The 17,597-nt window shown below is 70.4% G+C and carries 14 protein-coding genes; 5 read left to right on the top strand and 9 right to left on the bottom strand.

Annotation, left to right across the window (positions count from 1 at the left end; genetic code table 11):
- Window positions 1-2: 2 nt before the first annotated feature.
- Window positions 3-1,133, bottom strand: coding sequence for an ADP-forming succinate--CoA ligase subunit beta (gene sucC, locus LGI35_RS34905; RefSeq protein ID WP_227298267.1), 1,131 nt, complete (start codon window positions 1,131-1,133; stop codon window positions 3-5).
- Window positions 1,134-1,277: 144 nt separating this feature from the next.
- On the opposite strand from sucC, the gene LGI35_RS34900 reads away from it, so the two are divergent.
- The 5 genes from LGI35_RS34900 (at window position 1,278) to LGI35_RS34880 (ending at window position 9,265) form a co-directional block, all read left to right on the top strand.
- Window positions 1,278-2,960: a thiamine pyrophosphate-binding protein gene (locus tag LGI35_RS34900; RefSeq protein WP_227298266.1), complete on the top strand. Its 1,683-nt coding sequence runs from the start codon at window positions 1,278-1,280 to the stop codon at window positions 2,958-2,960.
- An 11-nt stretch (window positions 2,961-2,971) separates the two neighbouring features.
- On the top strand, window positions 2,972-4,213 hold the full coding sequence (frc, locus tag LGI35_RS34895) for a formyl-CoA transferase (protein ID WP_227298265.1): 1,242 nt from the start codon (window positions 2,972-2,974) through the stop codon (window positions 4,211-4,213).
- Between the two features lie 3 nt (window positions 4,214-4,216).
- Window positions 4,217-6,370 (top strand): acetate--CoA ligase family protein, encoded by a 2,154-nt coding sequence (locus LGI35_RS34890; RefSeq protein WP_227298264.1) that lies wholly within the window; start codon window positions 4,217-4,219, stop codon window positions 6,368-6,370.
- A gap of 122 nt (window positions 6,371-6,492) precedes the next feature.
- A complete protein-coding gene (locus LGI35_RS34885; protein ID WP_227298263.1) occupies window positions 6,493-7,878 on the top strand; it encodes an OFA family MFS transporter in 1,386 nt (461 codons plus the stop codon).
- A gap of 1 nt (window position 7,879) precedes the next feature.
- Window positions 7,880-9,265, top strand: coding sequence for an OFA family MFS transporter (locus LGI35_RS34880; RefSeq protein WP_227298262.1), 1,386 nt, complete (start codon window positions 7,880-7,882; stop codon window positions 9,263-9,265).
- 75 nt (window positions 9,266-9,340) lie between these two features.
- On the opposite strand, the gene LGI35_RS34875 is transcribed toward LGI35_RS34880, so the two are convergent.
- The 8 genes from LGI35_RS34875 to LGI35_RS34840 are packed head-to-tail and all read right to left on the bottom strand — an operon-like array spanning window position 9,341 to window position 17,565.
- Complete coding sequence (locus LGI35_RS34875; RefSeq protein ID WP_227298261.1) at window positions 9,341-10,498, bottom strand: sugar phosphate isomerase/epimerase family protein; 1,158 nt, start codon at window positions 10,496-10,498, stop codon at window positions 9,341-9,343.
- A 52-nt stretch (window positions 10,499-10,550) separates the two neighbouring features.
- The gene (locus LGI35_RS34870) at window positions 10,551-11,975 is read right to left on the bottom strand and encodes an alkaline phosphatase family protein (RefSeq protein WP_227298260.1); all 1,425 of its coding nucleotides are present in this window, start codon (window positions 11,973-11,975) and stop codon (window positions 10,551-10,553) included.
- Complete coding sequence (gene eboE, locus LGI35_RS34865) at window positions 11,972-13,141, bottom strand: metabolite traffic protein EboE (protein ID WP_227298259.1); 1,170 nt, start codon at window positions 13,139-13,141, stop codon at window positions 11,972-11,974. The genes LGI35_RS34870 and eboE overlap by 4 nt, the downstream gene beginning before the upstream one ends.
- A 3-nt stretch (window positions 13,142-13,144) precedes the next feature.
- Window positions 13,145-13,993 (bottom strand): TatD family hydrolase, encoded by an 849-nt coding sequence (locus LGI35_RS34860; RefSeq protein ID WP_227298258.1) that lies wholly within the window; start codon window positions 13,991-13,993, stop codon window positions 13,145-13,147.
- The gene (locus LGI35_RS34855; RefSeq protein WP_227298257.1) at window positions 13,993-14,631 is read right to left on the bottom strand and encodes an EboA domain-containing protein; all 639 of its coding nucleotides are present in this window, start codon (window positions 14,629-14,631) and stop codon (window positions 13,993-13,995) included. The genes LGI35_RS34860 and LGI35_RS34855 overlap by 1 nt, the downstream gene beginning before the upstream one ends.
- On the bottom strand, window positions 14,628-15,479 hold the full coding sequence (locus LGI35_RS34850) for a sugar phosphate isomerase/epimerase family protein (protein WP_227298256.1): 852 nt from the start codon (window positions 15,477-15,479) through the stop codon (window positions 14,628-14,630). The genes LGI35_RS34855 and LGI35_RS34850 overlap by 4 nt, the downstream gene beginning before the upstream one ends.
- The gene (locus LGI35_RS34845; protein WP_227298255.1) at window positions 15,476-16,450 is read right to left on the bottom strand and encodes an SCO3242 family prenyltransferase; all 975 of its coding nucleotides are present in this window, start codon (window positions 16,448-16,450) and stop codon (window positions 15,476-15,478) included. The genes LGI35_RS34850 and LGI35_RS34845 overlap by 4 nt, the downstream gene beginning before the upstream one ends.
- Window positions 16,447-17,565 (bottom strand): inositol-3-phosphate synthase, encoded by a 1,119-nt coding sequence (locus tag LGI35_RS34840; protein WP_227298254.1) that lies wholly within the window; start codon window positions 17,563-17,565, stop codon window positions 16,447-16,449. The genes LGI35_RS34845 and LGI35_RS34840 overlap by 4 nt, the downstream gene beginning before the upstream one ends.
- Between the last annotated feature and the right edge of the window lie 32 nt (window positions 17,566-17,597).

Below are 17,597 nucleotides of genomic sequence, written 5' to 3'. Positions count from 1 at the left end.
CCTCAGTGCGCGTGGGCGAGTTCGGCGGCCCGGCGCGCGGCGCCGTCCATGGTGGTGGCCTGTTCGACGAGGGGGTGGGCGCGGCCGTCGAGGATGGCGCGGCCCTCCACGGCGCTGTTCCCGTCGAGGCGGACGACGAGCGGTTTGGTCAGCCGGACGGACTCCAGGGCCTGGACGATGCCGTCGGCGACGGCGTCGCAGGCGGTGATGCCGCCGAAGACGTTCACGAAGACGGACTTCACCGCCGGGTCGGAGAGGATGACGGAGAGGCCGTCGGCCATGATCTGCGCGGAGGCGCCGCCGCCGATGTCGAGGAAGTTGGCGGGGCGGGCGCCGCAGCCCGCGACCACGTCGAGGGTCGACATGACGAGTCCGGCGCCGTTGCCGATGATGCCGACCTCGCCGTCGAGCTTCACGTAGTTGAGGCCCTTGGCCGCGGCGGCCGCTTCGAGGGCGTCGTCGTGGGCGGCCTCCTGGGTTCCCCAACGCTCTTGGCGGAAGCGGGCGTTGTCGTCGAGGGTGACCTTGCCGTCGAGGGCGAGGATCTGGCCGCCGCTCGTGCGGACGAGGGGGTTCACCTCGACGAGTACGGCGTCCTCGCGGATGAGGACGTCCCAGAGGCGGACCAGGACGTCGACGGTCCGGTCGGGGAGGCCGGCGGCCTGGGCGATCTGTGCGGCCTTCGCCGTGGTGACGCCCTCGGCCGGGTCGACCGGGATGCGGGCGACGGCCTCGGGCCGGGTCGCCGCGACCTCCTCGATGTCCATGCCGCCCTCGGCGGAGGCGATGGCGAGGAAGCGTCCGGCCGCGCGGTCGAGGACGTAGGAGACGTAGAACTCGCTCTCTATGTCGACCGGTTGGGCCAGCATCACCTTGCCGACGGTGTGGCCCTTGATGCCCATGCCGAGAATCTGGCGTGCCGTCAGTTCGGCGGCGGCCGGGTCGGCGGCGAGTTTCACGCCGCCCGCCTTGCCGCGGCCCCCGGTCTTCACCTGTGCCTTGACGACGACGCGGCCGCCCAGCCTGCGCGCGATCTCGCGGGCCTCCTTGGGTGACTGTGTGACCTCGGCTTTCGGCACCAAGATGCCGTGTTCTTCGAAGAGTTCCCTTGCCTGGTGCTCGTACAGGTCCATCTCGGCTCCTGCCGTAAAAGTGCCGCACGCCCCCTGGACACCACCCACCGGATGCGGGATAACAAGCTTCATACAGTATTCGTCGACTGTATGCAATGTACTGCGACAGCGCACGACTCCCCTACGAAGGGACAGGACTTCGCCATGCCCGACGACAGCCAGGAACTCATCTCCGGTGGTCATCTGGTCGCCAAGGCGCTCAAGGCAGAAGGTGTGGAGGTCATCTACACCCTGTGCGGCGGTCACATCATCGACATCTACGACGGCTGCGTCGACGAAGGCATTGAAGTCGTCGACGTCCGTCACGAGCAGGTCGCCGCCCACGCGGCGGACGGGTACGCGCGCATCACCGGCAAGCCCGGCTGCGCCGTCGTCACCGCGGGCCCGGGCACCACCGACGCCGTCACCGGCGTCGCGAACGCGTTCCGCGCGGAGTCACCCATGCTCCTCATCGGCGGCCAGGGCGCGCACACCCAGCACAAGATGGGCTCGCTCCAGGACCTGCCGCACGTCGACATGATGACGCCCATCACCAAGTTCGCCGCGACGGTGCCGGACACCGCGCGCGCCGCCGACATGGTGTCGATGGCGTTCCGCGAGTGCTACCACGGCGCCCCCGGCCCGTCCTTCCTGGAGATCCCGCGCGATGTCCTCGACGCCAAGGTGCCGGTGGACAAGGCCCGCGTGCCCCAGGCCGGCCAGTACCGGGCCTCGACCCGCTCGGCCGGTGACCCCGAGGCGATCGAGAAGCTCGCCGACCTCCTCGTGCACGCCGAGAAGCCGGCGATCCTGCTCGGCAGCCAGGTGTGGACGACCCGTGCCACCGAGGACGCCATCGAGCTCGTACGCGCCCTCAACGTGCCCGCCTACATGAACGGCGCGGGCCGCGGCACCCTGCCGCCCGGCGACCCGCACCACTTCCAGCTCTCGCGGCGCTACGCCTTCTCCAACGCCGATCTCATCATCATCGTCGGCACGCCCTTCGACTTCCGCATGGGCTACGGCAAGCGCCTCTCCCCCGACGCGACCGTCGTGCAGATCGACCTCGACTACCGCACCGTCGGCAAGAACCGCGACATCGACCTCGGCATCGTCGGCGACGCGGGCCTCGTCCTGAAGTCGGTCACCGAGGCCGCCTCCGGACGGCTGAACGGCGGGGGCGCCAGGCGCAAGGAGTGGCTCGACGAGCTGCGGGCCGCCGAGCAGACCGCCATCGACAAGCGCCTGCCGAGCCTGCGTTCCGACGCCTCGCCGATCCACCCGTACCGCCTGGTCAGCGAGATCAACGACTTCCTCACCGAGGACTCGATCTACATCGGCGACGGTGGCGACATCGTCACCTTCTCCGGGCAGGTCGTGCAGCCCAAGTCGCCCGGCCACTGGATGGACCCGGGGCCGCTGGGCACGCTCGGTGTCGGCATCCCCTTCGTCCTCGCCGCCAAGCAGGCGCGGCCCGACAAGGAGGTCGTCGCACTCTTCGGCGACGGCGCGTTCTCGCTGACGGGCTGGGACTTCGAGACCCTCGTCCGCTACAACCTGCCCTTCGTCGGGATCGTCGGCAACAACTCGTCGATGAACCAGATCCGTTACGGCCAGAAGGCCAAGTACGGCGACGAGCGCGAGCGCGTCGGCAACACCCTCGGCGACGTCCACTACGACAAGTTCGCGCAGATGCTGGGGGGTTACGGCGAAGAGGTCCGCGACCCCGCCGACATCGCGCCAGCGCTCCAACGGGCCCGCGAGTCCGGTAAGCCCTCGCTGATCAACGTGTGGGTCGACCCGGACGCGTACGCCCCCGGAACCATGAACCAGACCATGTACAAGTGAGGAGCCCTGCCATGACGACCAAGGCTCTTGAGGGCGTCCGTGTCCTCGACATGACCCATGTGCAGTCCGGGCCCTCCGCGACCCAGCTCCTCGCCTGGCTCGGCGCGGACGTGGTGAAGCTGGAGGCGCCGACCGGGGACATCACGCGCAAGCAGCTGCGTGACCTGCCGGACGTCGACTCGCTCTACTTCACGATGCTCAACTGCAACAAGCGGAGCATCACCCTCAACACGAAGACCGAGCGCGGCAAGGAGCTCCTCACCGAGCTGATCCGGCGCTCCGACGTCATGGTCGAGAACTTCGGCCCGGGCGCCGTCGACCGGATGGGCTTCACCTGGGAGCGCATCCAGGAGATCAACCCGCGTATCGTCTATGCCTCCATCAAGGGTTTCGGCGACGGCCCGTACACCAACTTCAAGGCGTACGAGGTCGTGGCACAGGCCATGGGCGGCTCGATGGCGACCACCGGATTCGAGGACGGTCCGCCGCTGGCCACCGGCGCGCAGATCGGCGACTCCGGCACCGGTATCCACGCCGTCGCCGGCATCCTCGCGGCGCTGTTCCAGCGCGAGAACACCGGGCGCGGCCAGCGCGTGAACGTCGCCATGCAGCACGCGGTGCTCAATCTGTGCCGGGTCAAGCTGCGCGACCAACAGCGCCTGGCGCACGGCCCGTTGGCCGAGTACCCGAACGCCAAGAACACGGCCTTCGCCGACGAGGTGCCGCGTTCGGGCAACGCGTCCGGCGGCGGACAGCCCGGCTGGGCGGTCAAGTGCGCGCCCGGCGGCCCGAACGACTACGTGTACGTCATCGTGCAGCCCGTCGGCTGGCAGCCGCTGAGCGAGCTGATCGGGCGGCCCGAGCTGGCCGGCGACCCCGAGTGGGCGACGCCCGAGGCGCGCCTGCCCAAGCTCAACAAGATGTTCCAGCTCATCGAGGAATGGTCCTCGACCCTGCCCAAGTGGGAGGTGCTCGAGCGGCTCAACGCGCACAACATCCCGTGCGGGCCGATCCTGTCCACCAAGGAGATCATCGAGGACGAGTCGCTCGTCGCGAACGAGATGGTCGTCGAGGTGGCCCACCCGGAGCGCGGCACGTTCACCACCGTCGGCTCCCCCCTCAAGCTCTCCGACTCCCCCGTGGAAGTGGTCAGTTCACCCCTGCTCGGCGAGCACAACGCCGAGGTGTTCGTCGGGGAGCTGGGGCTCGGGGACGAGGAACTGCGCCTGCTCAAGTCGAACGGAGTGATCTGATTGATGGCCGAGGACCGTGAGCTCACGGTACGGGCGCTGCTCGCATCCGTGCGCGCGGAGGGCCGCAGCGCTCTCACCGCCCCCGAGGGCAAGGTGATCGCCGACGCGTACGGGATCTCCGTGCCCGGCGAGGAGCTGGCGACGGACGTGGACGAGGCGGTCGCGTACGCGGCGCGCTTCGGCGGACCCGTCGTGATGAAGATCGTCTCCCCCGACATCCTGCACAAGACGGACGCGGGTGGCGTGATCGTGGGCGTGGAGGGCGCCGCCGACGTACGGGCCGCGTTCTGCACGATCGTGAAGAACGCGCGGGCCTACGCGCCGGACGCCCGGATCGAGGGCGTCCAGGTGCAGGAGCTGCTGCCGACCGGGCCCTCCTCGCAGGAGGTCATCGTCGGGGCCGTCACCGATCCGACGTTCGGGAAGGTCGTCGCCTTCGGGCTCGGCGGTGTGCTGGTCGAGGTGCTCAAGGACGTGACGTTCCGGCTCGCGCCGGTCGGTGCGGACGAGGCCGTGTCGATGCTGGACTCGATCCGGGCGGCCGAGGTGCTGCGCGGGGTGCGCGGCGCGCGGCCGGTCGACCGGTGGGCGCTCGCCGAGCAGATCCGCCGGGTGTCCCAACTGGTCACCGACTTCCCGGAGATAGCCGAGGTCGACCTCAACCCGGTGATCGCGACACCGGAGGGCGCGGTCGCCGCCGACATCCGCGTGATCCTCGCCGACGGGGCACCGAAGCAGCGGCGTACGTACTCTCGCGAGGAGATCCTCAGGTCGATGCGCCGGCTGATGCAGCCGCGCTCGGTCGCCGTGATCGGCGCGTCCAGCGAACAGGGCAAGATCGGCAATTCGGTCATGCGCAACCTCATCGACGGCGGCTTCTCCGGGGAGATCCATCCGGTGAACCCCAAGGCCGATGACATCCTGGGCCGCAAGGCGTACAAGAGTGTCACGGACGTCCCGGGTGAGGTGGATGTGGCGGTCTTCGCGATCCCCGCCAAGTTCGTGGCCTCGGCCCTCGAAGAGGTGGGACGCAAGGGGATCCCGAACGCCGTCCTGATCCCCTCCGGGTTCGCGGAGACCGGTGAACAGGCCCTCCAGGACGAGATCGTGGCGATCGGCGAGCGGTACGGGGTACGCCTGCTCGGGCCGAACATCTACGGCTACTACTCGACGTGGCAGGACCTGTGCGCCACGTTCTGCACGCCGTACGACGTGAAGGGCGGGGTGGCGCTGACCTCGCAGTCCGGGGGCATCGGCATGGCGATCCTCGGCTTCGCGCGCACGACGAAGACCGGTGTCTCCGCGATCGTCGGGCTCGGCAACAAGTCGGACCTGGACGAGGACGACCTGCTCACATGGTTCGGTGAGGACCCCAACACCCAGTGCATCGCGATGCACCTGGAGGACCTGAAGGACGGGCGGGCCTTCGTGGAGGCCGCGCGGGCGACGGTGCCGAAGAAGCCGGTCGTGGTCCTCAAGGCGGGGCGCACCAGCGCCGGCGCGAAGGCGGCCGGTTCGCACACGGGGGCCCTCGCGGGCGACGACGCGGTGTACGACGACATCCTCAGGCAGGCCGGTGTCATCAGGGCGCCGGGCCTGAATGAGATGCTCGAGTACGCGCGGGCGCTTCCCGTGCTGCCCACGCCCAAGGGCGACAACGTCGTCATCATCACCGGCGCGGGCGGCTCGGGCGTGCTGCTCTCGGACGCCATCGTCGACAACGGTCTGACCCTGATGGAGATCCCCGAGGATCTGGACGCCGCCTTCAAGGCGTTCATCCCGCCCTTCGGCGCCGCGGGCAACCCGATCGACATCACGGGCGGTGAGCCGCCGTCGACGTACGAGGCGACCATCAGGCTCGGCCTGGAGGACCCGCGGATCCACTCCCTCGTCCTCGGCTACTGGCACACGATCGTCACCCCGCCGATGGTCTTCGCGGAGCTGACGGCGCGGGTGGTCGAGGAGTTCCGCGCGCGAGGCATCGAGAAGCCCGTGGTGGCGTCGCTCGCGGGCGACGTCGAGGTCGAGGAGGCCTGCCAGTACCTCTACGAGCGTGGGGTCGTGGCGTACCCGTACACGACCGAGAGGCCGGTGGCCGCACTCGGTGCGAAGTACCGGTGGGCCCGTGCGGCGGGGCTGTTGGGGGGCGCTTCATGAGGTGACCGGAGTGGGGGCCGGCCGGCGGTGCGCGCAGGCCGGCCCCGGGACCCATGCGCACGCGAAAGGAATTTGGACAGGGGGCGCTGGCCAGATCTTTCGACGCAAGGGGTGCGACCGTCATGACCGCAACCGATCTATCAACCTCCGTCCCTTACAGGGAGGTGACGGACGCCAACGGCCGTGTGTACCGGGTTGGCGAGACCGATATCGACATCTTGGGCCGCAAGCGCAAGTGGATGGTGATCCTGCCCTGGGTGGGCATGATGGGGATCTCCTCCGCCGAGTACGCGTTCGCGTCCGCCGAGGACACTCTGCACACCGCGCACGACTGGAACAGCCTGCACATCTTCTGGATGATGACCGTCTGGGTGTTCTTCCAGGCCGCGGTCGCCTTCCCCGCGGGCAGGCTGCGTGAGAGCGGCAGACTGCCGGCCCGCTGGGCGATGATGATCGGCGCGTCGGGCACCTTCATGGGCTATCTGTCGCTGGCCCTGGCACCACACGTCGTCTTCGCCTACATCGGCTTCAGCGTGCTGAGCGGCATGGGCGCGGGCATGGTGTACGCCACCTGCGTCAACATGGTGGGCAAGTGGTACCCGGAGCGCAGGGGCGGCAAGACCGGCTTCGTCAACGGCGGATTCGCCTACGGTTCGGTGCCGTTCGTCTTCCTGTTCACCGGCTACATGGACCTGACCAACTACCGCTGGGTGCTGCTGACGGTGGGCGTTCTGCTCGCCGCGATGGTCGCGTTCGCCGGTTCCTTCTTCAGGGATCCGCCGAAGAACTGGTGGCCCGCGAGCGTCGATCCGCTCAATCCGCCGGAGGACCCGCGCGCCCGGCGTTCCCTGGAGAAGAACCCGCCGGCCGTCAAGCAGTACACCCCGCTGGAGGCCTGGCGGACCGGCCGGGTGGCCCTGATGTGGTTCTGTCTGGCCTGCACTTCCGGCGTGAACATCTTCGGCATCGCCTTCCAGGTGGACATCGGCGAGGAGGCCGGCTTCGCCGGCGGAATCGTCGCCGCCGCGATGTCCTTGAAGGCGCTCGTCAACGGCACCGGGCGCGGCGTCATCGGCTGGCTCTCCGACCGCTACGGCCGCAAGCAGTGTCTGCTCGCCGTGTGCGCCATCCTCGGGTGCGCCCAGTTCGGCATCCTCTGGTCGGCCGAGGCCAAGAACCTGCCGCTGTTCCTGATCTTCTCCGCGATCTCCGGCTTCGGCGGCGGCGCCATCTTCCCGATGTTCGCGGCGCTCACCGCGGACTACTTCGGCGAGAACAACAACGCCACCAACTACGGCATGGTCTACAGCTCCAAGCTCGTCTCCGGACTGGGCGCGGGGATGGGCGCCGTGGTCGTCGGGGCCTGGGGACACTCCGGTGCCTTCGTCCTGGCGGGCTGCATCTCCTTCTTCGCCGGCTTCATCGCGCTCTTCCTGTCGCAACCCGGCAGGTCCAAGTCCCGTGACATTCAACCCAACCCGCAACCGCTCGGTGAGGAGATGGCTTGATATGACGGCTGAGCCCATCGCCGCAGGCAACTCAGCGACGACCACTGGTAGCAGGTACCGAGAAATCACCGACGAGAACGGCCGCGTCTATCGCGTAGGCGAGACGGACCGCGACATCCTCGGCCATTCCCGTAAGTTCATGGTGTATCTGCCATGGGTAGCGATGATGGCCATCAGCGTTTCCGAGTACGCGTACGGTTCGGCGGAGGACACGCTTTCCAGCGCACATGGCTGGACGCAGTCGAACACCTTCTGGATCCTGAGCGTCTGGGTGTTCTTCCAGGCGGGCATCGCCTTCCCGGCCGGATGGATGCGGGAGAAGGGCATCCTGACCGCCAAGGGCGCCACCATGCTCGGTGCCTTCCTCTGCCTGTTCGGATTCCTCGCGCTGTCCCACTTCGACAACGTGTGGCTGGCGATCCTGGGATTCGGTGTCATCGGCGGGCTGGGCTCCGGCCTCGTCTACTCGACCTGTATCAACATGGTCGGCAAATGGTTCCCGGAGCGAAAAGGCGGCAGGACCGGTTTCGTCAACGGCGGGTTCGCGTACGGGTCCCTTCCGTTCATCTTCATCTTCAACTACGCGTTCGACACGTCGAACTACCACCGTGTGCTCGACATGATCGGTGTCTATGTGCTGGTGGTCGTGCTCGCCTGTGCGTTCTTCTTCCGGGACCCGCCGAAGAACTGGTGGCCGCACGAGGTCGACCCGCTGAAGAAGTCGGGCTCGGACAAGGGCGCCAGGTCCCTCGCCAAGAACCCGCCCGCCGTACGCCAGTTCACGCCCATGGAGGCCGTCAGGACCGGCATGCTGCCGCTCATGTGGTTCAGCCTCGTGCTGACGGCCGGTGTGTCGATCTTCGGCATCTCGTTCCAGGTGGACTTCGCGAAGGAGGTCGGCTTCGGGCCGCTGGTCGCCGCGTCGTCGATGGGTGTGATGGCGGTCATCAACGGCGTCGGCCGTGCGGTCGTCGGCTGGCTCTCCGACATCTGGGGCCGCAAGGTCAGCCTGGTGTTCGTCATCGTCGTCCTCGGTCTCGCCCAGTTCGGCGTCATCTGGGCGGGTGACATCCACAGTGAGTGGCTGTTCCTGTTCTTCGCGTTCCTGTCGGGCTTCGGCGGCGGCGCGTTCTACCCGATGTTCGCGGCGCTCACGCCGGACTACTTCGGTGAGAACTACAACGCCACCAACTACGGCCTGGTGTACAGCGGCAAGCTGGTCAGCGGCCTGTTCGGCGGCGGGCTCGGCTCCATGGTGGTCGCCGCGTGGGGCTACAACGGTGCGTACGCGCTCGCCGGCGGTGTATCGATGGTGGCGGCGGCCGTGGCGCTGCTGCTGCGGCAGCCCGGGAGCGAGAAGGCGGAGAAGGTGGTGGCCACCGCGTAGGGAGCAGCCACTGGAAGTGCTCATGGGAGTGGGGCCCGGCCTTGTGGCCGGGCCCCACTCCTGTGGGCCCTGACGTCAGTGCTTCTTGCGCAGTCCGGCCAGGTTGTCGTAGCCGATCTTCGCGTACTTCAGGGACTGGCCGAGGTCGGTGTCGCTGGGCGCGTTGTCCTGCTCCACCATCGGGTTGTGGTAGTTCATCGCCCCGACACGGGTGAAGAACTTCTCGTAGTCGATGACTCCGGTGCCGAACGGCACCATGTCGTAGCCCATGCCGTTCGTCGTGTTGACCGTGCCGTCCTTGGCGTGGAACAGCGGGTAGCGCTTGTTGTTGCGGCGTACGAGCGCCGCCGGGTCGAAGACGTTCTCCCGCTGGGAGCCGTCGTGGGCGGTGTAGGTGTGGAACTTGTACTGGGCCACGTGCGCCCAGAAGATGTCCATCTCCAGCCAGACCGTCTTCGGGTCGGTCACCTTGAGGAAGTACTCCAGCTTGCGGATGCCGGAGCTACGGGTCGGCTTGCCCTGCGCGTCCAGGGGCCCGCCGTCGAGCAGGAAGCCGTACGCCGCGTCGTGGTTGTGCGTGTACAGCTTGAGTCCCGCGCTGTGGGCGATCTTGCCGAGCGCGTTCCACTTGTCGGCGGCGGCGTCCCAGTCGGACCGGTAGGCGCTGCCGGTGGGGTCGCCACCGGTGCCCATGTGGTCCATGCCGAGGATGTTGGCTATCTCCAGGTGCTTCTTGAACGTGTCGAGGTCGGGCTGGCTGAGCGGCCACGACCCCGGGATGAAGCCGTGGTTGCCCTGGGCGCGCAGGCCGTACTCGTCGAGCCAGGAGCGCAGCAGCTTGGCGCCCTCGACGGTTTCGAGGTTGGCGCCGCCGGGCGCGTTGGCGTGCTGGCCGTAGCCGGCGAACTCGACCTGCTTGTAGCCGTGGCGGGCGAGCTCCTTGAAGACCTCGCGGAACCCGGACGGCAGGTTCGAGGCGAGCGGGTCCCTGCCCGTGGCGTCGCGCACGGTGTAGAGGATGATGCCGCGCTTGGACGCCGGGACGAGGGCGTGGCCGCCGCCTCCGCCGCCGTTGTGCGCGCTCTGGGCGAGGGCGGGCGATGCGCCGAAGACGGGTGCGGCGATGGCGGCGGCCCCCGCCGCGGTGCAGGTGCTCAGAAAGCTGCGGCGGCTGACGCCGAGAGCGCGGCGAAGGGCGTCGCCGGGTCCGGATTCATCGTTGAACGCGGTCACGGTCTCTCTCTTTCTCGGGTGGGTGCGGGGAGTGTGCGGATGCGCACCGGGCTCATGCGAGACCGGCCAGGTCGAGCAACAGCGATTTCACGTCGGTGGCCGCGACACGGCCGGTGACGGCGCGGGGGGTGGAACACAGGATGAGCGGACCGTCGGGACTGTCGTCGCTCAAAGGGAGGCGGCCGTGGCTGCCGCGGATGGGTGAGGGATCGAGGGGCACGACCGCCATGCGGTAGCGCATGCCGAGCTTCTTGCGGGCCAGGGCACCGGCGGCCTTCACCTTGACGTAGGGGTCCTGGGGGTCCATGAACAGCTCGACGGGGTCGTAGCCGGGCTTGCGGTGGATCTCGACGAGCTGTGCGAAGTCGGGCGCGCGGTCGTCGTCGAGCCAGTAGTAGTACGTGAACCACGCGTCGGGCTCGGCGACGGCGACGAGTTCCCCGGAGCGCGGGTGGTCGAGATGGTGGGCCTTCTTGCCCTCGTCGTCGAGGAGTTGTTCGATGCCGGGCACGTCCTTCAGCGCCTCGCGGACCATGTCGAGGTCCTCCGGGCGGCGCACGTAGATGTGCGCGATCTGGTGGTCGGCGACCGCGAACGCCCGCGACGTCATCGGGTCGAGGTACTCCATGCCGTCCTGCGTGTGCACTTCGAGGAGTCCGGCCCGGCGCAGGACGCGGTTGATGTCGACGGGCCGCTCGACACGGGTGATGCCGTACTCGGAGAGGGCGACGACGGTGCGGCCCTCGGCCTTCGCGTCGTCGAGGAGTGGCGCGAGGGTGGCGTCGAGGTCGGCCGCCGCCCGGTGCGAGCGCGGGTCGTCGGGGCCGAAGCGCTGGAGGTCGTAGTCGAGGTGGGGGACGTAGGCCAGCGCCAGGTCGGGGTGGCGGGTGGCCATGATGTGGCGGGTCGCGTCGACGATCCACCGGCTGGAGACGAGGTCGGCGCCCGGGCCCCAGAAGTGGAAGAGGGGGAACGTGCCGAGTTTCTCGGTGAGTTCGTCGTGCAGGGCCGGCGGCCTGGTGTAGCAGTCGGGTTCCTTGCGGCCGTCGGCGTAGTACACCGGCCGGGGTGTGACGGTGATGTCGGTGTCGGCGCCCATGGCGTACCACCAGCAGATGTTGGCGACCGTGTACCCGGGGTGGCTGCGGCGGGCCGCGTCCCAGAGCTTGTCGCCGGCGACGAGTCCGTTGTGCTGACGCCACAGGAGTACGTCGCCCAGCTCGCGGAAGTACCAGCCGTTGGCGACGATGCCGTGCTCGGACGGCATGGTGCCGGTGAGGAACGTCGACTGGGCGGCGCAGGTGACGGCGGGCAGGACCGTGCCGAGGTGGGCCTGGGAACCCGTCCGGCCCAGCGATTTGAGGTGGGGCATGTGGTCGAGGAGGCGCGGGGTGAGGCCCACGACGTCCAGGACGAGCAGCGGGTTGGGGCCCGTCTCCGTCCGGTCGGCTGTCGTGTCCGTGTCGGGAGTTGTCATGGGAGTTCCTTCAGGCCGAGGTCCGTCAGGAGATCGCGGGCCAGGGTGAGTTCGGCGGCGATGCCGTCGGCGAGCTGGGTACGGGCGCGGGGGCGCAGCTCGGGCGGGAGCGCCTGCCAGGTGTACGTCTCGACCTCCAGGTGCCGGGTGAGCGGATGCGCGCCGCCGACCAGACGCGTGAGCGTGTCCTTGAGCACCGGGAGCGTGGAGGTGAGGGGGGCCGCGGGCGCCGCGTGCAGCGGTACGTGGAAGTGGGCGCGCCAGGGCGCGGTGTCGGGGAGCGCTCCGCCGGCGAGCGCCTCGCCGAGGTCGTCGGTGCCGCGCAGCCCTTCGGGGGTGAGGGTGCGGGTCTGGTGCAGGAAGCGGGGTTCGTCGAAGGCGGCGAGCGCCTCGCGGACCTCGGCCCTTTCGGGGTGCTCGGCGTGCAGTGCCGCGGAGAGCTGGGACTTGACGACGGGGATCGCGGCGGCGGCGAGGGCGGCGAGCGCGGTGGCCGGGTCCTCGAAGGACGTGGCGAGATGGCAGGTGTCGACGCAGACACCGATACGGTCGCGGGCCACGGCCATGAGCGGGGCGATCGCGTCGCCGGTCGTCTCGACGGTGCAGCCCGGCTCGGGTTCGAGGCCGATGCGGATGGAGCGGCCCGTCAGCTCCTCCAGGGCGTCGAGCCGCTCGGCGAGGGTGGTGAGCGCGGCGTACGCGACGTCCCGGCGGGCCGGGTCGATGGCGGTGCGCCATGCGAGGGGCAGCGTGGAGACGGTGCCCTCGGTGACGTCGGAGGGGAGCAGCGCGGCGAGGAGACGGGCCAGGTCGGCGGTGTGCGCGAGGCGCTCCGGGTCGGCCCAGTCGGGCTTGTACACGCGGTACTTGACCTCTTCGGCGCCGAACCCCTCGTACGGGAAGCCGTTGAGGGTGACGACCTCGAGGCCGCGCCGGTCGAGTTCGGTGCGCAGGCCGCGCAGGGCGACGGGGTCGGTGGTGAGGGCTCGGGCGGCGTCCTTGGCGAGCCACAGGCCGATGCCGAGCCGGTCGCGGCCGAGGCGCTTGCGGACGGGTTCGCAGTGGTCGCGCAGCTGGGCCAGCACGCCGTCGAGGGTCTCGGCGGGATGGACGTTGGTGCAGTACGCGAGGTGGACGGTGGACCCGTCGGGGTGGCGGAAGCGCATCGCTCACGCCCCGCCGCGCAGGATGGAGTTCCCCTCGTGGGTGGCGTCGGTCCCCGCGACGTCGAGATCGAGCCGGCCGCTGAGGCCGTAGAACGTGACGGGGTTGCGCCACAGGACGCGGTCGACGTCGTCCTCGGTGAAGCCGGCCTTCAGCATCGCGTCGGCGACCTTGCGGGTCTTGAGCGGATCGCTCTTGCCCCAGTCGGCGGCCGAGTTGACGAGGACCTGCTCGGGTCCGTACTCGGTGAGGATCGCGACCATCCGCTCCTCGTCCATCTTGGTGTCGGGGTAGACGGAGAACCCGAGCCAGCAGCCCGCGTTCTTGGCCTCCTTCACCGTGGTCTCGTTGAGGTGGTCGATCAGGACGCGGTCGAGCGGGAGGGCCGACTCGCGCACGACGTCCAGGGTGCGGCGCAGTCCGGCGAGCTTGTCGCGGTGCGGGGTGTGCACGAGCGCGGGGAGTTCGTGGTCGGCGGCGAGCTGGAGCTGGGCGGCGAGCGCGGTGTCCTCGGCGGGGGTCATGGAGTCGTAGCCGATCTCGCCGACGGCGACGACGTTGTCCTTGACGAGGTAGCGGGGCAGCGCGTCGAGGACGGGCGTGCAGCGCGGGTCGTTCGCCTCCTTGGGGTTGAGGGCGAGCGTGCAGTGGTGGGCGATCCCGTACTGCGCGGCGCGGAAGGGCTCCCAGCCGAGGAGTGCGTCGAAGTAGTCGAAGAACGAGGCGGGCGAGGTGCGGGGCTGGCCGAGCCAGAAGGACGGCTCGACGATCGCCCGTACGCCGGCGGCGTACATGGCCTCGTAGTCGTCGGTGGTGCGCGACGTCATGTGGATGTGCGGGTCGAAGATGCGCATCAGGACTCCTCGGCCTTGTGGGGAGGTGGCGTGGTCAGGGCCAGTACGCGGTGCAGGTCGTCGGGGACGGGACGGCCCGCGGCGGTGCGCTCGTTCGCGTAGTCGCCGAGCATGCGGGCGAGTTCGGCGTCGCCGCGGGCGCGTTCGGCGAGCTCGGCGACGGCGGACACCGGTACGCCGGTGAAGAGGCACTTCAGGACGGCGTGCCGCCAGTGGTGCGCGGTGAGGTGCTCGGCGGCGTAGGGACCGACGGCGGCGGCGACGAGCCGGGTGTCGTTCGTGCGCAGCGCGTCCTCGACGAGGGGCAGCGCTTCGGGTCCCGCGACGAGGTGGGGAAGGGCCGCGAGGACGGCGCGGCGTTCGGCGGCGGCGCCCTGTTCGTAGAGCCGGGTGAGGGTGGCGGTGTCGGCGCGGGCCGCGTGCAGCAGGACGATGCGGGCGCTGTCGGCGTGCTCGGCACCGCAACGGCGCCCGGCTTCGGCGAACCGCACCTCCCATGTTGGATAAGCCTGTTGACCGTCCGCGTCATCTGCGGCGGCCTCTGCCGCGGCCTTGTCGAGCCATGTGCGGGCCGTCTCACCGAGGGAGGCGTCGGTGCGGGCGCGGAGGGCGGCGATGCCGGGAGGTGTGCCGGTCATGGGGTGCCTCCTTCGGCGGCGACGCGGAGGAACCGCAGCGATTCCTCGGCGAGCTGGGGTCCCGCGTGGGAGTGGCGGGGCAGTTCCACGACCGCCAGTCCCTGGTAGCCGGTGGCTTCGAGGGCTTCGAGCACCGGCGGGAAGTCGATCTCGCCGTCGCCGAACGGGAGGTGCTCGTGGACGCCCCGTCGCATGTCCTCGATCTGTACATGCTTCAGCCAGGGGGCGGCTTCGCGCACACAGTCGGCGGGCGGCAACGGCTCCAGGCACTGGCAGTGGCCGATGTCCAGGGTGAGACCGAGCGCCTCGGGGCCGCCGAACTCCTCGCGGAGGTAGTGGAAGTCGGCGAGCGTGGCCAGGAGGTGGCCGGGCTCGGGCTCGATGGCCAGCGGGACACCGGCGGCGGAGGCCGCGTCGAGGACGGGGGCCAGCGCGTCGGCGAGCCGCTTCCACGCGGTGCCGTCGTCCGTGCCGTCCGGGGTGATGCCGCTGAAGCAGTGCACGGCGTGGGCGCCGAGGTCTGCGGCGACCTGCACGGCCCTGATGAGCAGCCTGGTACGGGAGGCTCTCGCGTCCGGGTCGGGGTCGAGGAGCGAGGGGCCGTGCTTGCGGCGCGGGTCGAGGACGTAGCGGGCGCCCGTCTCGACGGTGACGCTCAGGCCGTGCCGGTCGAGGACGCGGGCCACCTGCCGGGTGCGGGTGGGCAGGTCGGGGACCAGGGGGTCCAGGTGCATGTGGTCGAGGGTGAGGCCGACGCCGTCGTAGCCCAGGTCGGCGAGGACCGCGAGGGCGTCCTCCAGGCGGAGGTCGGTCAGGCCGTTGGTGCCGTATCCCCAGCGGATGGTCATGTGACGCTCACCTTCGGGGCGATGCGCTGCGCGAGCGGCGCGAGGGCGGCGGTGATCAGGGCGGTCCTGGGGGCGCCGGCCCTGGCGGCCAGGGCCGCCTGGAGGGGGATCAGGGAACGGATGCCCGCGCCCACTGCGCGTTGGGTGAGGGGTGGGGAGGGGTTGAGGGCCGCGTGGAAGTAGGGGCGGGCCGTCGCCCCCGCGTAGGCGGCCGCCAGGGCCGTGGTGATGGAGCCCGACAGGCCGGGGGCGGCTGCTACCCGCCGGCCTGCCGGGAGTTCGTGGGTACGGCCCGTCCACCGGGCCAGGGTGAGGGACGCGGCCAGGGCGGCCAGGGGGGCTGCGGTGTTGCCTCCCTGGGTCTCGTTGCGGGACACCGTGGTGACAGCGAGGATGTGGGCGGCGATCGTTGTCGCCGTGGGGAGAGCGGCCCCCAGGCCGTGTTCCGGGTCCCCGGCGTCCGGGGCTGTGCCCACCCGTCCCGCCTTGCGGAACGCCTGCCCGCGGCGGGGGGCTGTGGCGGCCGCCCCGAGCAGGACGTCCAGCCCTCTCGCCGCTGCCATGGCCACCGGACCCGCCTGGGTCCTCTTCAGGCCGAGGTCGTACGCCCAGACCGTGCCGGCCAGAGCGGTTGCCAGCAGTGTCGCCGGGCGGCCCGCCCGGTGAGCCAGGGCCAGACCTCCCGCCGTGAAGGCGCCCGCTGCCGCGAGGGCCGCTGCGGGGCGGATTCGCCCTGACGGCAGCGGGCGGTGCGGGCGGTCCACGGCGTCCTCGGCGCGGTCCGCCCAGTCGTTGAGGGCCATCCCCGCCTCGTAGAGGCACAGGGACGACCCGATGGCGAGGAAGGTGCCCCGGCCGGGGCGCAGGCCCACCGCGGACGCGCCCGCGAGCGCGTCGCCGGGGACCGTGAACAGGGCGGGCAGACGCAGGAGTTCGGCCCAGGCCCGCAGGTGCTGCGCGCGGCCGGTCACCGCAGGCGTCCAGCGAAACCGAGCAGGGTCGCGTACTGCTCGGCGAGCGCGGGGGACGCGTCGCCGTCGGGGTCCTTGAAGTAGAAGCCGAGTTCGGGCAGGGGCCCCTCGACACCCTTCTCGTGGGCGCGCAGGAGGAGGCGGGCCAGATCGAGGACGAGGGGGGCGGCGAGCGCGGAGTCGCAGCCCTGCCAGATCGTCTGGAGGATCATGCGGGAGCCGAGGAACCCGTCGAAGGCGATGTGGTCCCAGGCCGTCTTCCAGTCGCCGAGCGCGGGCACGTCGTCGATGTGGACCTCGCCCTCGGGCGCGGCCCCGAGCGCGTCGGCGAGGACGCGTTCCTTGCCCGCGTTCTTCGCCGCTGCGGCACCGGGGTCGGCGAGCGCGGCGCCGTCGCCGCCGCCGAGGAGGTTGGTGCCGGACCAGGCCCGCACGGACAGGGAGCGCTGGAGGAACATCGGCGCGAGCACGGACCGCAGGAGGGTCTGGCCGGTCTTGCCGTCGCGCCCCGCGTGGGGCAGGCCGCTGGTGGCGGCGAGATCGGCGAGCGAGGGGTGGTGCAGGCCGGTGGAGGGGGTGAAGTTGACGTACGGGCAGCCCGCGCGCAGGGCGGCCGCCGCGTAGAGGGAGCTGGCGGGCAGCCGGCTGCTGTCGGGGGCGGGTTCCGTGGACGCCACGTTCACGACGACGGCGCCGGCGAGTCCGCCGCGGTCGACGAAGTCACGGATGTCGGCGGCGAAGTCGGCGACGAGTTCGTCGTCGGAGCGGGAGTCCCCCGGCTGGGGGCCTCCGGGGCGTATCTCCCGGTCGGCGGCGGCGAGTTCGGCGCCGACCGCGGCCGGCAGGCCGTACGGCAGGACGCCTCCGGCGGCGAGGTGTTCGGCGCGTTTGGGCAGGGGGCAGTCGACCGTGTCGTGCCCGCCGAAGACGAGCGACGACAACGTTGGCAGACCGGCGCCCGCGAAGGGTTCGGTCTCGGTGACCATGCCGGTCGGGGGGTGCAGGCCCGCGCCGACGGCGGCGCAGCCCGCGACCGCGGTGGTGGCGACGGAGCCACGGGCCCCGATGAGCCAGACTCCGAAGCGGGCGGTGGGGGACGTGGGTTCGGCGGACATGGGCAGCCTCCTTGTCGTACGCGAACCGGGAA

Source organism: Streptomyces longhuiensis, from assembly GCF_020616555.1.
In the GTDB taxonomy this organism is placed as follows: Bacteria; Actinomycetota; Actinomycetes; order Streptomycetales; family Streptomycetaceae; genus Streptomyces; species Streptomyces longhuiensis.
Note: the sequence above shows the minus strand (reverse complement) of the source record. Positions and strands in the feature narration are given on the sequence as shown.

What these genes read in the sequence shown, in the direction of transcription:
- sucC (WP_227298267.1), bottom strand. Translation starts at nt 1,133, where the DNA reads ATGGACCTGTACGAGCACCAGGCAAGGGAACTCTTCGAAGAACACGGC.
- LGI35_RS34900 (WP_227298266.1), top strand. Translation starts at nt 1,278, where the DNA reads ATGCCCGACGACAGCCAGGAACTCATCTCCGGTGGTCATCTGGTCGCC.
- frc (WP_227298265.1), top strand. Translation starts at nt 2,972, where the DNA reads ATGACGACCAAGGCTCTTGAGGGCGTCCGTGTCCTCGACATGACCCAT.
- LGI35_RS34890 (WP_227298264.1), top strand. Translation starts at nt 4,217, where the DNA reads ATGGCCGAGGACCGTGAGCTCACGGTACGGGCGCTGCTCGCATCCGTG.
- LGI35_RS34885 (WP_227298263.1), top strand. Translation starts at nt 6,493, where the DNA reads ATGACCGCAACCGATCTATCAACCTCCGTCCCTTACAGGGAGGTGACG.
- LGI35_RS34880 (WP_227298262.1), top strand. Translation starts at nt 7,880, where the DNA reads ATGACGGCTGAGCCCATCGCCGCAGGCAACTCAGCGACGACCACTGGT.
- LGI35_RS34870 (WP_227298260.1), bottom strand. Translation starts at nt 11,975, where the DNA reads ATGACAACTCCCGACACGGACACGACAGCCGACCGGACGGAGACGGGC.
- eboE (WP_227298259.1), bottom strand. Translation starts at nt 13,141, where the DNA reads ATGCGCTTCCGCCACCCCGACGGGTCCACCGTCCACCTCGCGTACTGC.
- LGI35_RS34860 (WP_227298258.1), bottom strand. Translation starts at nt 13,993, where the DNA reads ATGCGCATCTTCGACCCGCACATCCACATGACGTCGCGCACCACCGAC.
- LGI35_RS34855 (WP_227298257.1), bottom strand. Translation starts at nt 14,631, where the DNA reads ATGACCGGCACACCTCCCGGCATCGCCGCCCTCCGCGCCCGCACCGAC.
- LGI35_RS34850 (WP_227298256.1), bottom strand. Translation starts at nt 15,479, where the DNA reads ATGACCATCCGCTGGGGATACGGCACCAACGGCCTGACCGACCTCCGC.
- LGI35_RS34840 (WP_227298254.1), bottom strand. Translation starts at nt 17,565, where the DNA reads ATGTCCGCCGAACCCACGTCCCCCACCGCCCGCTTCGGAGTCTGGCTC.